Raw genomic sequence first — 15,773 nt, 5'->3', positions numbered from 1 at the left:
CGCGCTAAAGAGAAGCCCTGAACGAAATATGGTTTGTTTCTTTTTAAAACACGTATAGGTTTAGAAGTATCAACAAAATGCAACCACAGGATGCATTTCTGATTCTCTGAACCATAATGAGGTTCCACCATGCGTATTTTACTTTTAGAGAATAATTTCACTTCTAGTCGGACCATATTTTCAGCATTAACAAAAGCTTCTTTTTCGGTGGATATAGCTCAGTGTGATCAGGAAGCTATAGAATTACTCAGAAACTATGATTATGGCCTTGCCATTCTACACTTGCAGCAGCCTGATATTCATGGCTACGAGATTCTTAGCACATTACGATCTTTAAAACTTGCAACACCAGTTATTGTTATCTCACCCGTTAACAATCCAGAAGTAAAAACCAAAGCTTTTGCCGCGGGTGCTGACGATTATATATTGGATCCATTTGATGCGACTGAACTTACAGCCCGCATACAAGCTATTTTACGGCGGGTGCACGGCTATGCCCACCCTGTTGCACAGATTGGCGATCTTACAGTTAACTTCAACAGTCATACCGTAACAGTAAATAACCAGCCTGTGCACCTGACCGGAAAAGAATTTGCCATTCTTGAACTCCTTGTATTGCGCAAAGGCATTGCTCAAACCAAGGAAACCTTCCTCAACCATCTTTATGGAGGGCGGGATGAACCGGATATAAAAATTATAGATGTTTTTATCTGTAAACTTCGTAAAAAACTTCAGGCTGCAGGGGCAGGAAATCTTATTTCTACCGTATGGGGCAGAGGTTACATTCTAAATGATCCTCAGGCATCTCAAGCATACGAGTCCATGTCCGCTCTGAGTAAACCTCTTGAAAAATCGCAATCAACCTCAAACAGGCATCCCTCTCGCAAGCACGAGGATCCTTTATCTTTACTCTGAAAAATAAAGTGTGATTATTTTAACATTCTCTAAAACTCATAATGAGAATTCTAGGGAAAAGAATTTCAAAAATTCCTTTCCCTAGAATTTGTTTTACGCAGGAACCTTTACCTGCTCAAGCACATCGCACATCTGGTCAACAACTTCATCAACCAGATTTGCGTCTTCTGCTTCCGCCATAACGCGCACCAAAGGTTCTGTACCGCTTTTGCGCAGCACCAAACGACCACGCCCTGCAAGCTTGCGCTCTACCTCAGCTTGGCGGCTTTTTACTTCAGCCATATCAAGCGGACATGCACCCTTGTATCGAACATTTTTCAGCTTTTGGGGAAACGGCTGAAATAGCTGGCAAACTTCACTAGCCGGACGACCATCCTGCACCAAAACTGCCAGGATCTGCAAAGCTGCAATCAGCCCATCCCCTGTTGTTGCAAAGTCTGTCAGCACCATATGCCCGGATTGCTCACCGCCAATGTTAGCCTGCCGTTCCAGCATGCGCTCTACAACATAGCGATCACCCACCGCCGTACGTTCTAAGCTGAGGCCTAGATTTTCAAGAAACCGTTCCAATCCCATGTTGGACATAACGGTTGCCACAACGGAATTACCCATCAGGCGCCCTTCACGCACCCAAGACTGCGCAATAAGAGCAAGAATCTGATCACCATCAATCAAGCGGCCGGTTTCATCTGCAATCAACACACGGTCTGCATCGCCATCCAGAGCAATGCCCAAATCCGCCTTATGTTTTACAACAGTGGCGCACAGAGCCTCGGGATGTGTTGAACCACATTTTTCATTAATATTTACGCCGTTAGGCTCGCACCCTATTCGGATGACTTCTGCACCCAATTCCCACAATGCTGTGGGTGCAACCCGATAGGCAGAGCCATTGGCACAATCTATAACAATCTTCATGCCATCCAACCGCAATTTGCGCGGGAATGAGGCTTTAGCACTTTCTATATATCGACCTGCAGCATCATTCAGCCGGGATGCCCGACCGATATGTTCTGGCTTTGCAAGATATGCCGTAAGATCTTTCTCCATCAGAGCTTCAATTTCGCTTTCATCCTGATCAGAAAGCTTGAAACCATCTGGGCCAAACAGCTTGATGCCGTTATCCCCAAAAGGGTTGTGAGAGGCAGAAATCATAACGCCCAGATCTGCTCTGAGGGAACGTGTCAGCATAGCAATGGCAGGTGTTGGCAACGGGCCTACCAACGTGACATCCATACCCGCAGAAAGAAAACCCGAAACCATAGCGCTTTCGATCATATATCCAGAAAGCCGCGTATCTTTTCCTAACAGAACGCTATGCCGATGATCCCCCCGCTTAAAATGCAACCCGGCAGCCTGCCCCAGTTTTTGGGCCACTTCCACCGTCATTGGGGCAACGTTAGCGGTGCCACGAATACCGTCTGTTCCGAAAAAACGCTTCATTCTGCTCATTCCATTCTGTCCGCCTCAGACAGAAAAAGCCCATCCTGCACAAAGAACGGAACTGCCTTCTTGCGGTTTTCTTTTATTTCCTAAAACGGTTTTAGGCTGGAAGAAACCTTGTTCAGCCCGGAAACTTACTTTTTTAGATCTGATATATTTCCCGCCACACGTTTACAGCCTGCATCATGCCCGTAACATTATGCACGCGCAAAACCGGGTTACCCAATGCCATAGCAGGAAAGGATGCCGCCTGCGTTCCTGCATCCCGCAAATGCGGTGTGGTTTCACCGGTAAGGTTACCAATCATCCGCTTGCGAGAAACGCCAAATACAACCCGACAGCCCAAGTTGGCCAGTAGCAGAATATGCCGCAATAGCTCCTTATTCTGCTCAAAGTTTTTTGCAAAACCAAATCCCGGATCAACCATAATCCGATGTCTTGCAATGCCACCTTTTACGGCAACTTCAATCCGTTGTGCGAGTTCACGCACCACGTCTACACTTACATCTTCATACACAGCATGCTGCGCCATAGTTTGGGGTGTGCCGCGCATATGCATGAGCACAACACCGCAATCTTGTGGAGCCAGAAGCGGCAAAGCCGCAGCATCATACGCAAGGGCTGTCACATCGTTGATAATATGCGCTCCAGCAGCCAAAGCACGCTGCATGACATAACTGTTTCGCGTATCTACAGAAATAGCCACATTAGGCAGTTCTGCCTTTAGGGCAGCAAGAACCGGGCCAACACGTTGCCATTCTTCTTCTGGTGTTACTGTGGCTGCACCAGGGCGTGTGCTTTCTCCCCCAATATCCAGCACGGTTGCGCCAGCCCGCACCATTTCGTGTGCTTTTAAAAGGGCCTGATCGCTACTTGCCAGTTCGCCACCATCACTAAAACTATCTGGCGTGATATTCAGGATACCCATGATCTGGGCGCCTGTAGGCAAACCCACTTGCGGTGCAGAGCACGTTATCCGCTCAAGCTCCAGAGCCCAGTCCTGCGGCACTTTCTGTACAGGCATTAAACCTGCTGTTTGATAGCCTTCTATCAAACGCACAAACGTAAATGCCGCCGGACCACCACACAAAGGTAAAGCATCACCCTGCTTGATAGCTGCTTGCGCTATGCTGCCATAAACAAGCCCCAAGGGTTCAATCAGCCGCGCATACGTCATTTCATCAGCTCTTCCCAAACGAAAAGAGGCGACATTTCTGCCGCCTCTTTCCACTTTACATCTTTATTTGAAAGTTAGCTTGGCTGAGGCACTGGGGCTGGTCCGCCGGTTCCATTTTCCGGTTTATCCGAACCCTGAACATCCGGCCCACCAACCTGAGGCACAGAAGAACGCCGGTTAACCGGGCCGCTTTCTTCCTCTTCCTTACGTTCAATTGGCTGGCCACGCATGATCTGGCGGATTTCTTCACCACTCAGGGTTTCGTATTCCAGCAGAGCTTCTGCCAGACGGCGTAGTTCATCGATGTGATCATGCAGATAGTTCCGGGCCTGCACATAGGCTTCGTCTACAAGACGGCGAACTTCTTCATCGATCTCACGCGCTGTTTCTTCCGAGAAATTGCGAGAAGCCCCAGCAAAAAAACCACCATTCTGGTCATCATCCGCGTAGGCAATCATGCCCAGCTTGTCGCTCATACCCCATTCAGTCACCATGCTACGGGCCACGCGGGTTGCCATTTTAATGTCACCCATGGCGCCGTTACAGACGTTATCCTTACCGTAGATAACCTCTTCTGCAACACGGCCACCCATAGCCACCACAAGATGCGCGAATGCGTTTTTCTTGCTCATGGACAGGCGATCATCTTCTGGCAGACGCATCACCATACCCAATGCGCGACCACGCGGAACAATGGTTGCCTTATGGATAGGTTCACTTTCAGGAACCAGAACGGCGGTAATAGCATGCCCTGCTTCATGATAAGCTGTGCGCCGTTTTTCATCATCGCTCATAATGAGGGAGCGACGTTCAACACCCATCAGCACCTTATCTTTTGCGTCTTCAAATTCACGCATAGAAACGGTGCGGCGCCCCAGACGTGCGGCAGACAGTGCAGCTTCGTTCACCAAATTGGCAAGATCAGCACCAGAGAAACCGGGGGTGCCACGGGCAATAATGCGTGGGTCCACATCAGATGCCAGCGGCACCTTGCGCATATGCACACGCAGGATTTTTTCGCGGCCAGACACATCCGGGTTTGGCACCACAACCTGACGGTCAAACCGACCAGGGCGCAGCAATGCCGGGTCAAGCACATCTGGACGGTTAGTAGCAGCAATCAGGATCACGCCTTCATTGCTTTCAAAACCGTCCATCTCAACCAGCATCTGGTTCAGGGTCTGCTCGCGTTCATCATTGCCGCCACCCATGCCAGCACCACGATGGCGACCAACGGCATCAATTTCGTCAATAAAGATAATGCAAGGCGCTGCTTTTTTGCCCTGCTCGAACATGTCACGCACACGGGATGCGCCAACACCTACAAACATTTCGACAAAGTCGGAACCAGAAATGGTGAAGAACGGCACGTTGGCTTCACCTGCAATGGCACGTGCCAGCAAAGTTTTACCTGTGCCCGGAGGACCAACAAGCAGCACGCCTTTGGGGATCTTGCCGCCCAAACGCGTGAACTTCTGCGGGTCCTTCAGAAAATCCACGATTTCCTGCAGTTCCCCTTTGGCTTCATCAATACCCGCCACATCATCAAACGTGACGCGACCATGCTTTTCTGTCAGCATCTTGGCGCGGGATTTGCCAAAGCCCATAGCCCGGCCACCAGCACCCTGCATCTGCCGCATCATGAACAGCCATGCGGCCACCAGCAGAATAATGGGCAAGGAATTTAGGAAGTAACGCAGCAGCGGGCTGCCTTCCTGCTCCAGCGGTTTGGCCACAACCTCTACCCCTTTGCCCACCATGCGGGTGACAAGGGAAGGATCAAGCGGCGCATAGGTTTCAAATGCCGTGCCATCAGTCAGCGTGCCGGAAATGTTATGATTTTGCATCACAACAGACCGAACATGCCCTGTATCCACATCGGCAATAAAGTCCGAATATGCCAGCTGCTGTGCAGCGTGCTGCGTGCTCCCCGGCTGGAACATGTTCACAAGCAACAGCAGCAGCAGGATAATGCTGACCCACAGCGCCAGATTGCGGCCTAAATTGTTCATCTTGCCCGTATATCCATACCTAGTGCGAGAATGCCGGAAGAGTCTTTATCTGACCGGCTGCCGCAGAAAAAAGCAACCTCTCCCTTTATTAAATGGGAGGCCACCTGCGTATTCCTAGTCTGCGAGCTGCACATATTTTAAGAATCTTGTGCAACTACACCATACACGCTGCTGCTGGTAACCGAAACCGCCGGGCGAAAAATGAACTCTGCCCCAAGTAAATCGAGCTCATCTTCTGCCACCCAGCCCAAGTGCGGCACAGCAACACGCTTACCTGCGCGCCATAATGCAGGAAGCACAGCACAAAACCTTGCCTGCTGCCCATTACGAATTTTACGCGCCAGCCCATACCCGGCAGCAGCAACCATCAGCCCTACTTTTGAAACCGAGGCAGGAAGGCATAACACAAACCGGTTATCCCACACGGTGCCATTTTCTGCCTGCTGCGCGGGGGCCATTGCTGCTGCTTCGCGCATAAGCACCCATTTCTGTGCATGCCGTATCAGCCGTGTGCCTGCTAACGTGGCTTCTGTTGCCATATCTTTCAAGCGCACCACAGCAGATTGAGCAGGCGGATATTCAGCCCCACCAATACTGCGGATAAGGGCTGCAAGCACATCAACATCTGGCAATTCCGGTCCAAGGGCTACCCAACCTTCCGGGCACATTACAACATGCTGGGCAAGCTGTACGGCACGTTCGCGCTCCTTGCGCATCCGAAGCTGGCCGGATTGCATGCTCAATTTCCAGAAATGCGCACGTTGATCGTTTTCTTGCAGCAGAAAACGCAAACGCACACGCTCCGCCCGCTGGTCCTGATTGGAAGGATCATCCACCCATTCAAGATGCGCTTGCCGTAAAGTGTTCCGCAATGCAGCCCGAGAAAATCCAAGCAAAGGGCGAATAAGCCGGATATCGGGCCGCACAGTTATCCAGCCCATACCTGCCAGCCCTTCTGACCCGCTGCTGGAATTTTGGCGCATCCAGACTGTTTCAGCCAGATCATCCGCCTGATGGCCCAGCAAGAGGTCCGTGCATCCATATTCCTGACAGGCGGCTATCAGGCGTGCATAGCGGGCCTCTCTGGCTCTGTGCGCCATGGCCGAACCTTTTTTAAGGTCTGTAAGCACCAGCAATTGCGCCGGAATATTCATTGCCCGCAAACGCGCAATGGTCTGCTGCGCTTCCTGCCCAGATTCTGGACGCAAGCCGTGATCTACCACCAAAGCCAGCAGGTTTTTCCGCCAGAAAGACGCCAGCCACGCAAGGCACAGGCTATCTCCGCCTCCAGAAACAGCCATAGCAATAGGAGGATAATCTGATTGATCAGGAAAAAATGGCCCTAACTGGGCCATACATTGTGCAAAACAGGCTGGAGAAACGGGCTGATCGGAAAAAACATCACGCCCAAATAATACAGGAGCAGACACCTTTCCCGATACCACGCCAACCGTTATTCGCAGCTGCCCCGTTTGGCATATACTTCTGCCGCATGCGCAACGCGGGTGGAAGGTGTTGGAAATTCTGCTTTCAGCTTGGAAAGTGCTTCACATGATGCCTTTTTATCACCCAATGCCAGCAGGGAAGCAGAAACACCCAACAGCGCATCTGGCGCACGCCCGCTTTTAGGAGCCTGACGGTAAGCATCATAATAGGCCACAGCAGACTGACGATACTGCTTTTGCCCAGCCAAAGACTGCGCCAGCAGAAACTGTGCATCTACCTTAAAAGCACCTTTGGCGTTTTTAAGCGCTGATTCCGCATCAGACTGCGCTTCTGCATAATCTTTCTTCTGCAAAGCCGCTTTGCCGCTGGCAAGCATCCCATCTGGTGTTGTGGGTTTTGCTGCTTCCTTAGGCGTTGTGTCTGTTGAAGCAGCGGCGGCTGTAGAAGCCCCGGCTGCACCAGCGTTTGCCTGAGCCGCAAACTGGTTATCTGCTATCTGTTTGGAAAGAGCGGCTGTTTTTTGTTGCAGTTCATTGGTCAGCTGATCGATTTCACCGCGCATATCACGCTGCTGCTGCTCCAATGTGCTCACACGGTCCAGCAACTGGGCAATCAGATCATTCGTGCCTGAATTTGCAGTATCCCGCGCCCATGCAACTGGCACGCACACACTGCTTATTGCGGTTGCCATTGCCAACGCCGCAAGCCCTGTGCGGACATGCCGCGATGCTTTGAAGCAGACTTTCATCAGGTTCTTACCCTTCCACAACATATAGGCAGCAACATCATACCACTTTTACTGAAAGACAAGTGTTTACAATACAAAACAGGCCGGGCTTTAACACCCGGCCTGTTTCTGCTCTGTCAGCTTTCAGAAAAATCTGAAATCTTATTTAACAGAGGTAATGGCGTTACGGTTCTGAGCCCATGCATCTTCATCATCACCCAGAGCGGTCGGACGGTCCTTACCGTAGGAGATGGTGGAAATGCGGGAAGAAGCTACGCCCTTGGCAACCAGGTAATCACGCGCTGCATTGGCACGGCGCTGGCCCAGAGCAATGTTGTATTCTTCTGTGCCGCGGTCATCGCAGTTACCTGCAACTTCAACGTTAACCTGCGGGTATTTTGCCAGCCAGTCAGCCTGCTTCTGCAGGGTGTCTTTGGCATCATCGCGCAGGCCGCTTTTGTTCAGGTCGTAGAAAACGCGGTCACCCACGTTTGCAACCAGATCAGCTTCACTACCGGGAACGGGGCCGCTAATGGTCGGCTGCGTGGAAGCAGCGCTGTTGGAGGCACCAGTGTTTGCATTGTCGTGGGCGCAGGCTGACAGCAGGGCAACCATACCAAGCGCGGCAACTACTTTTAGTCTCATGTGTCGGATCCTGAGAATTGGTTCCTTGCGGAACTATTCGGGAGAAAAGAGTTCTAACCTTGTATCCCCGCGTCTTCTTCTGCTCCTCTCCGAACCCTTCGAAGAGCCGACGAATTTTGGAGACCAACTTGCCCTAAGCCATAGCTTATTCTGTGGGTCAAGTTGCATCTCTGTATCTCATACCTGCCATACACTGAGTGAGACGAAAAAGACACAGTTCTGCTTATTGCCTGTATCCGCCTTTATTGCGGCCAAATTATGGACAGCAAAAACCCCACATCACATTTTTGTGATGTGGGGTTTTCTTCATAAACAGCCAATTTTTAGCCGTTTAAGGGAGACCATGCCGGGTCTGATGCGGCTTCTGGCGTGGGTAGAACGCGGTCATTAAAGCCCGTAATATCTACCATTCCGATGGTAGAGTTAAAGCCTGCACCACCTGCACCTGCACGGCTCTGGCGACAATAGGCCAACACGCGGCCATTAGGGCAGAAGCTCGGGCTTTCCACCGTAAAGCCCTGTGTCATGATTCGCTCACCTGTGCCGTCCGGCGCCATAACGCCAAGCGAGAACATACCGCCAGCGATACGGGTAAACGCAATCAGATCCCCACGGGGAGACCAGACTGGAGACCCATACGTGCCCTGACCGTACGAAATACGACGCGCACCACCACCAGAAGCCGGCATGATGTAAATTTGCGGGCTACCACCACGATCCGAGTTAAAGACGATCTGAGATCCATCCGGGCTAAAGCACGGGCTGGTATCAATAGCACCAGAAGACGTGATCTGACGGCGAGAGCCAGAGGCCAGATCCACAATATACAGATCAGATCCACCATTGCGGGTAACTGACAGCACAACAGAACGCCCATCTGGGGAGAAGCGCGGTGCGAAGGAAATCCCTTCAAACTCACCCAAAATCTGCTGGCGGCCACTGGTCAGGTCAAACAGGTAAACGCGTGGGCGGTTGTTGGCGTAGGACATGAAGGCAATCTGATCCTTCACCGGGCTAAAGCGCGGTGTCAGGGTCAGCCACTTGCCTGTTGTCAGCATACGGGCATTTGCACCGTCCTGATCCATAACGGCCAGACGTGTGCGCTGGTGGCCACGCGGGCCAGAACGGGAGATAAAGGCAATGCGGGTATCAAAATACCCCTTTTCCCCCAGCATCCGCTCGTAAATAACGTCGCCCACAATATGGGCAATACGCCGCCAGTTTGCTGCTGAAGTTGTGTAGGCCGTACCCTGAATCTGCTGATGGCTCAGCACATCCCACAGGCGCATTTCCACGCGCACAGAAGACCCACCGCCAGAAACAGAACCTGTTACCTGCGCGTGCGCACCCATGCTTTTGGAAGTTGCAAAATCTGGCGTGCCAGATGTTGTGCTGCCCGGCATAACCTTGAACAGGCCTGTATTGTTCAGGTCGTTCGTCAGCACTTCGGCAATTTTCTCGCCCAAGCCGCCACCAAAATTGGGGATGATAATGGGAATAGGCGCCGTGCGGGCCTGATCAACCGTAATTTCAGCTTCTGGGGCACTGGCGGCCGCAAATGCACCAACAGGCATGGCCATAATACCGCCAGCAGCCACACTGGCCCCCAGCAGGCTGCGCCGACGCAGCGTGCCAGCCAGCACATCGGCTTCCTGATCGGAAATAAGGGGGCGGGTACTCATCACCATGTGTTTTCCTCCCTAAGGCCTGCTCAAGGCCTGAATACAAATTTCAGTTGCCGTGGCTGCCCCAGCAGTTCCTTGGGAATTGGCAGCTTGGCACATGTTGGACTTAGAACAGCAGCCCGTGCTCTTTCAGCCAGCGCTCGATACGAAGAATCCGCATTCATGCGGGCCTGTGTTTCTGGCGCAAACTGCACAATGCGGGCTTCACCGGTTCCATCTACCGTAACCACCAAATGCGCCACAAAACTGGCATAATCCTTGGCGGCAGTATCTTCTGTGTAGCAGCGCCTTACCGCAGCCCCGATAGCTTTTTGCTGGCCAGCGCTCAGGCTGCCCGTAATGTTACTGCCCACGGGTGAACCACCACCCTTGGGCGCGCCACCAGCAACCGGATTGGCACGTGCCTTGGGAGCATGCGTCTGCTTCTGATCCGCCCGGAACGTATCTAACGTTTCCAGCAGGGAATGAGACTCTGCCTGGCTTTTCTTCGCCTTGTTTGGCTGCGTGATATGAGACGGAACTGCCGCATCCGGCAGCGTATCCGTGGGCTGCGTAATGGGTGAAGGCAGCGCAACACTATTTGTCGGCTGCACCGGAGATGGTGGAGACGGCGGTGTTTTCACAACCTCAGGAGAAGGCTCTTCCGCCTTGGGGGGCAGAGGCACATCTGGCAGCTTTTCAGATTCTGGCACAGGTGGCGGCGGAACAGGCTGTGGCGGCGGAGGTGGCGGCGGGGCCTCCTCATTCGGCACATCCTTCGGAGGCTCTGGCGTCGGCGGAGCTTCCTTTTCTTCCGGGGCTGGCGGCTTGGGTTCAGCCGCAGCCTTTTCTGCCTTGGCGGCAGGACCGCCCTCTTGTGCGTCCGACTGCTCGAACTGCATTTCAATCGTAGGCTGTGGGGGCTCTTCCGGCGGCTTGGGCGGCGGAAGAGTGATCAGCAGTGCCAGCAGAAGCGCGACATGCGCGCCCCCTGACAGATAAAGCGATCGCCGGAGTATAATCTGATCAGACCGGCGTGGCCTTGCCATGGGCATTGTTCGTACCTCTCCACCCTATCGGATGGCTTAATGCCCACTGCTGGCAGGTTGCTGCGCCAGCAGAGCCACATGCGTAAAGCCGCCTTCCGTAATCTGCCCCATAACCTGCATGACCTGCCCGTAATCAATATGGGCATCACCCCGTACAAAAATACGGTGGGAAGGATCATTGTTGGAGGCAGCCTTCAGTTGGGCCACAAGCTGATCTGCTGTAACGGGGTTATCCCCCAGATACAGCGTGCCATCAGACTTGATGGAAACGGTAATGGGCTTGCTGTCTGAATTAACCGGGCGCGCATCTGTTTTGGGCAGATCAACATTTACGCCGCTGGTCATCATTGGAGATGTCACCATAAAGATGATCAGCAGCACCAACATCACGTCCACCATGGGAGTGACGTTAATTTCGGCCATCGGACGCCTGCGGCGGCGTCCGCTTCCTCCCGACGGCATTGCCATATCTCAGGTCCTCTCTTCGGACTGGCGAGAAAGAATGGCAGCAAACTCGGTGCCAAAACCTTCCAGACGATCCTGGAAAAGGTCCATGCTGTTGCTGATGACGTTATACGCCACATAAGCCGGAATAGCCGTTAGCAGGCCAATGGCCGTTGCAAACAAAGCTTCGGAAATACCGGGGGCCACAACGCTGAGGTTTGTGTTGTGTTCAGCAGCAATGGAGCTGAAGGAATGCATGATCCCCCACACCGTACCAAACAGGCCGACAAAGGGTGCAACAGGTGCAACAGTGGCCAGAAAGATCACCCAGCGGCGCAGGCGATCCATTTCCCGCGTGATGGTAATGCCAATAGCGCGGTCAACACGTTCCTTAACGCCGCCACGCACCAGATCCACACCAGGAATACGGGCTGAACGCCGCCATTCCCCCATGGCCGCACCAAATACGGCAGACATCGGGTTGGTTGGCTTGGCGCCATCGCTTTCATACAGATCATCAAGGCTGCCACCTGACCAGAAGCGATCTTCAAACCCTGTGGCTTCACGATTGATACGACGCAACGTGACAAACTTGTCTAAAATAATTGCCCATACCATTACGCTGCAAATAAGCAGCCCCAGCATGACAATTTTAACAACAAGCGAGGCGTGCATGAACAACGCCCATACTGACAAATCCCCAGCCGCACTTACGCCGAGATTTGCCGCATCAACCGCACGATCCAATAATGCCTCCTGCCTCTGCACCCCTTACGGGCGATCTGTCTCCGACTCGGTCGAGACACATGCTTTGCCCGACGCTTCTGCTTCTTACTTGGTTACTCAAAAAAGCAGAAGAGGCGCTTTCATCCCTTTGGTGCCAATTTCTGCAACAAATCACGCCATAACGGCGGAAATCGGGCAGGACGCCCATCTGATACTTTCACGCAGGCCAGACCAACCTCAACCTGAGCGCATATATCATCACCGCGGGTGCATAGCTGATCCAAGCGGCAACTGGCTGCTCTCAGGTCAATCAAACGGGTGGTAACCGTTACAATATCATCCAGTTTCAGGGGCATTTTGTAGGCAAGGCGGGCATCACGCACCACAAAAACAAGCCCATATTCTTCCTGCAAACTTGATGCTGGCATACCCAAGCTCCGAATCGCCTCGGTACGCGCACGTTCTGCAAACGCCAGATACCGTGCGTGGTACACAATGCCGCCTGCATCTGTATCTTCGTAATAGATTCTAAAATCTATGGAGTGGGTGGTCATTCTTCCCCCTCATCCTCGCCTGCAAGGAAATCCATCTGCTGGTTGCCCCCGGTAGCAGAAGCCGGAGGGGTAAGCCCCAAATGCCGCCAGCCACGTTCACCAAGAACACGACCGCGCGTGGTACGCAAAACCAGACCTTCCTGAATCAGGTAAGGCTCAATCACATCTTCCAATGTATCGCGCGATTCGGCCAGAGCTGCCGCCAGCGTTTCCACCCCAACCGGGCCGCCATGATGATATTCGGCAATCCGCCGCAGGTAACGCCTATCCATGGCATCCAGCCCAAGCGCATCCACCTCTAGCCGCTTGAGTGCAGCATCTGCCACTTCTGCTTCTACCGGCACTCCGGCAGGCACGGTTACAGATGCAAAATCCCGCACCCGACGCAACAGCCGCCCGGCAATACGGGGTGTGCCGCGGGAACGGCGGGCAATTTCCATTGCGCCACCTAGAGTTAGGGCAAAATCCAGCTTTTCTGCACCACGGGCCACAATTTTACACAGCTCTTCTGGTGTATAAAAAACCAGCCGGAGGGGAATACCAAACCTGTCCCGCAACGGTGTGGCCAAAAGCCCTGCCCTCGTGGTGGCAGCCACAAGCGTAAACGGCGGCAGATCTATGCGAACAGACCGTGCAGCAGGACCTTCACCAATGATCAGATCAAGTTGGAAATCTTCCATCGCAGGATAGAGAATTTCCTCAATGGCGGGCTGAAGGCGGTGAATTTCATCAATAAACAGCACATCACGCGGCTGTAGATTGGTAAGAATAGCTGCCAGATCACCCGCACGCTGGATAACGGGGCCAGATGTGGCCCGAAAACCTACACCTAGTTCGCGCGCAACAATCTGGGCCAAGGTTGTTTTCCCCAACCCCGGTGGCCCATGCAGCAAAACATGATCCAAGGCATCACCACGCTGTTTGGCTGCCTTGATAAAGATGGAAAGGTTTTCCCGGCTGGCCTTCTGGCCCGTAAAATCATGCAGAGTTTGCGGGCGAAGTGTGGATTCACCAACATCTTCCTCCCGCCGTGCCGCATCAATTTCCCGATCAGGCGTAAACTCCGCACTCATCGGGCAAGGTCTTTCAGGCTGTCACGAATCACCAAATCCAGTGTGGCAGCCGCCCCATGTGCATCCATGACTTTGCGCACCACAGGCGCTGCTTCTGCCCGGCGGAAACCCAAACCAGCCAGCGCCATAAGCGCATCTGCTTCTATACTGCCAGCAGGTGTTGCCATGGCCGGAATGGTAATACCGCCACCACCACCGGGCATTTTGCCGGCTTTATCACGCAGCTCTGTCAGAATCCGTTCTGCCAACCTACCGCCTACACCCGGCGCACGTGTGAGACTGGCTTTGTCTGATGTCATCAGCGCGGCCACCAATTCTCCCGGTGACAGAGTGGAAAGGATACCAAGAGCAACCTTTGCCCCTACCCCCTGCACGCTTGTTAGCAGCCGGAACCATTCACGCTCTGCACTTTCCATAAAACCGTACAGAAGAATGGCATCTTCGCGCACAACGGTTTCTATCAGAAGCCGAGCTTTTTCTGGTGGGTTCGGCAAAGCCGCCAAAGTGCGTGTAGAGGCTGCAACAAGATAGCCCACACCGTTTACGTCTATAACGCAGCTTCCCAGATCAACCTGAATGACCAATCCGCATAAAAACGCAATCATGCCATTCTTACCCCGGCTGCAATATGGCGTGCACTGGCACGATGATGCGCGTGGCAAATAGCAACCGCCAGCGCATCCGACGCATCTGCACGGATAATTTCTGCTCCGGGCAAAAGCCGCCGCACCATCATTTCCACCTGTTTTTTATCTGCTGATCCGGTGCCAACAACCGATTTTTTAACAGAAAGCGCACCGTATTCCGCCACACTCACCCCAGCCAATGCGGGCACAAGCAACGCCACGCCTCGCGCATAACCCAGCTTAAGAGTGGCCGAACCATTACGGTTTACGTAAGTTTCTTCAACAGCAGATTCTTGTGGCGCCAACCTGTCTATCAGCATCAGCAGGTTATCATGCAGCACCTTTAAGCGGTCTGGCACGCTATCAGCGCTATTGGTTGCAATAACGCCATTTTCAACATGCCGGAGCCGATTGCCCTCGACATCAATCACGCCCCACCCTGTAAATCGCAGGCCGGGATCAATGCCGAGCAGACGTACCATTATGATTTATGCCGAAAGTTTTTCGGCCAGATCATCCGGCAGGTCAAAATTGGCGTACACATTCTGCACATCATCGTGGTCTTCAAGCGTATCAAGCAGCTTGAACAGGGTGCGTGCTTTGTCTTCGTCCAGCGTTACGGTGTTTTCGGGGCGCCAGTCCAGCTTGGCACTTTCCGGCTCACCAAAGCGTGCTTCCAGCGCATCCTTCACTGCAAAAAAGGATTCCACTTCACACGTTACTTCATGTGATGTTTCGGTGGAGACAACGTTTTCTGCACCGGCTTTAATAGCGGCTTCCAGCATTTCATCTTCAGAAGCAACAGAAGCCGGATATGTAATCACACCCAAGCGGCGGAACATGAAGGAAACGGAATTGGTTTCCCCCATAGAGCCCCCGTGCTTGGAAAATGCTGCACGCACGTCTGATGCAGTACGGTTACGGTTATCGGTCAGCCCTTCAACAATAACGGCTACACCGGCAGGGCCGTAACCCTCGTACCGCACTTCCACATAATCATCACCACCCGCTGCGCCAGATGCTTTTTTAATGGCGCGCTCAATGGTGTCTTTGGGCATGTTCACTTCACGCGCGGCAGAAATGGCTGCACGCAGGCGTGGGTTAGCTGCCGGATCAGGCAAGCCCGAACGCGTTGCTACCGTAAGTTCACGAATAACCTTACCGAACTGCTTGGAGCGTTTTGCATCCTGTGCACCCTTACGGTGCATAATGTTCTTAAACTGGGAATGACCAGCCATCTTCCTTACCTTGTCGTCTGCAACAGTGCCGGGC

Annotated in this window: 16 protein-coding genes; 1 reads left to right on the top strand and 15 read right to left on the bottom strand. The window is 52.9% G+C overall.

Features of this window, described 5'->3' with window-relative positions; translation table 11 throughout:
* Window positions 1–129: 129 nt before the first annotated feature.
* Window positions 130–915 (top strand): response regulator transcription factor, encoded by a 786-nt coding sequence (locus FCN51_RS19460; protein WP_014457597.1) that lies wholly within the window; start codon window positions 130–132, stop codon window positions 913–915.
* Window positions 916–1,008: 93 nt separating this feature from the next.
* Here the strand turns inward: FCN51_RS19460 and glmM are convergent, their stop codons facing one another.
* From glmM to FCN51_RS19385, 15 genes are all read right to left on the bottom strand, one after another.
* Window positions 1,009–2,367 carry a phosphoglucosamine mutase gene (gene glmM / locus FCN51_RS19455; protein ID WP_160256636.1) on the bottom strand — a complete coding sequence of 453 codons (1,359 nt, stop codon included), beginning with the start codon at window positions 2,365–2,367 and terminating at the stop codon, window positions 1,009–1,011.
* A gap of 133 nt (window positions 2,368–2,500) precedes the next feature.
* Window positions 2,501–3,535, bottom strand: a complete 1,035-nt coding sequence (gene folP, locus FCN51_RS19450; RefSeq protein WP_456304874.1) for a dihydropteroate synthase — start codon at window positions 3,533–3,535, stop codon at window positions 2,501–2,503.
* Between the two features lie 74 nt (window positions 3,536–3,609).
* On the bottom strand, window positions 3,610–5,547 hold the full coding sequence (ftsH, locus tag FCN51_RS19445; RefSeq protein ID WP_003623352.1) for an ATP-dependent zinc metalloprotease FtsH: 1,938 nt from the start codon (window positions 5,545–5,547) through the stop codon (window positions 3,610–3,612).
* A 137-nt stretch (window positions 5,548–5,684) separates the two neighbouring features.
* Entirely contained in the window at window positions 5,685–6,992 is a 1,308-nt protein-coding gene (gene tilS / locus FCN51_RS19440) for a tRNA lysidine(34) synthetase TilS (RefSeq protein ID WP_160256634.1), read from the bottom strand.
* Between the two features lie 8 nt (window positions 6,993–7,000).
* On the bottom strand, window positions 7,001–7,765 hold the full coding sequence (locus FCN51_RS19435; protein WP_003629655.1) for a tol-pal system YbgF family protein: 765 nt from the start codon (window positions 7,763–7,765) through the stop codon (window positions 7,001–7,003).
* 117 nt (window positions 7,766–7,882) lie between these two features.
* Window positions 7,883–8,365 (bottom strand): peptidoglycan-associated lipoprotein Pal, encoded by a 483-nt coding sequence (gene pal / locus FCN51_RS19430; RefSeq protein WP_014457603.1) that lies wholly within the window; start codon window positions 8,363–8,365, stop codon window positions 7,883–7,885.
* A gap of 323 nt (window positions 8,366–8,688) precedes the next feature.
* Window positions 8,689–10,053: a Tol-Pal system beta propeller repeat protein TolB gene (gene tolB, locus FCN51_RS19425; protein WP_160256633.1), complete on the bottom strand. Its 1,365-nt coding sequence runs from the start codon at window positions 10,051–10,053 to the stop codon at window positions 8,689–8,691.
* Between the two features lie 23 nt (window positions 10,054–10,076).
* Window positions 10,077–11,084, bottom strand: a complete 1,008-nt coding sequence (locus FCN51_RS19420; RefSeq protein WP_160256632.1) for an energy transducer TonB — start codon at window positions 11,082–11,084, stop codon at window positions 10,077–10,079.
* A 30-nt stretch (window positions 11,085–11,114) separates the two neighbouring features.
* Entirely contained in the window at window positions 11,115–11,546 is a 432-nt protein-coding gene (tolR, locus tag FCN51_RS19415; protein ID WP_006115643.1) for a protein TolR, read from the bottom strand.
* A gap of 3 nt (window positions 11,547–11,549) precedes the next feature.
* Window positions 11,550–12,290, bottom strand: a complete 741-nt coding sequence (gene tolQ / locus FCN51_RS19410) for a protein TolQ (protein WP_003623344.1) — start codon at window positions 12,288–12,290, stop codon at window positions 11,550–11,552.
* 98 nt (window positions 12,291–12,388) lie between these two features.
* A complete protein-coding gene (ybgC, locus tag FCN51_RS19405; RefSeq protein WP_003623343.1) occupies window positions 12,389–12,802 on the bottom strand; it encodes a tol-pal system-associated acyl-CoA thioesterase in 414 nt (137 codons plus the stop codon).
* The gene (ruvB, locus tag FCN51_RS19400; RefSeq protein ID WP_014457605.1) at window positions 12,799–13,875 is read right to left on the bottom strand and encodes a Holliday junction branch migration DNA helicase RuvB; all 1,077 of its coding nucleotides are present in this window, start codon (window positions 13,873–13,875) and stop codon (window positions 12,799–12,801) included. Before ruvB ends, ybgC begins: the two co-directional genes overlap by 4 nt.
* Complete coding sequence (gene ruvA / locus FCN51_RS19395) at window positions 13,872–14,480, bottom strand: Holliday junction branch migration protein RuvA (RefSeq protein WP_003623341.1); 609 nt, start codon at window positions 14,478–14,480, stop codon at window positions 13,872–13,874. Before ruvA ends, ruvB begins: the two co-directional genes overlap by 4 nt.
* On the bottom strand, window positions 14,477–14,983 hold the full coding sequence (gene ruvC, locus FCN51_RS19390; protein ID WP_003623340.1) for a crossover junction endodeoxyribonuclease RuvC: 507 nt from the start codon (window positions 14,981–14,983) through the stop codon (window positions 14,477–14,479). The genes ruvA and ruvC overlap by 4 nt, the downstream gene beginning before the upstream one ends.
* A 6-nt stretch (window positions 14,984–14,989) precedes the next feature.
* Window positions 14,990–15,739, bottom strand: a complete 750-nt coding sequence (locus FCN51_RS19385; protein WP_160256631.1) for a YebC/PmpR family DNA-binding transcriptional regulator — start codon at window positions 15,737–15,739, stop codon at window positions 14,990–14,992.
* Window positions 15,740–15,773 lie beyond the last annotated feature (34 nt).

Source organism: Acetobacter pasteurianus (genome assembly GCF_009914215.2).
Classification (GTDB): Bacteria; Pseudomonadota; Alphaproteobacteria; order Acetobacterales; family Acetobacteraceae; genus Acetobacter; species Acetobacter pasteurianus.
This window is presented reverse-complemented; position numbering and strand designations above follow the sequence as displayed.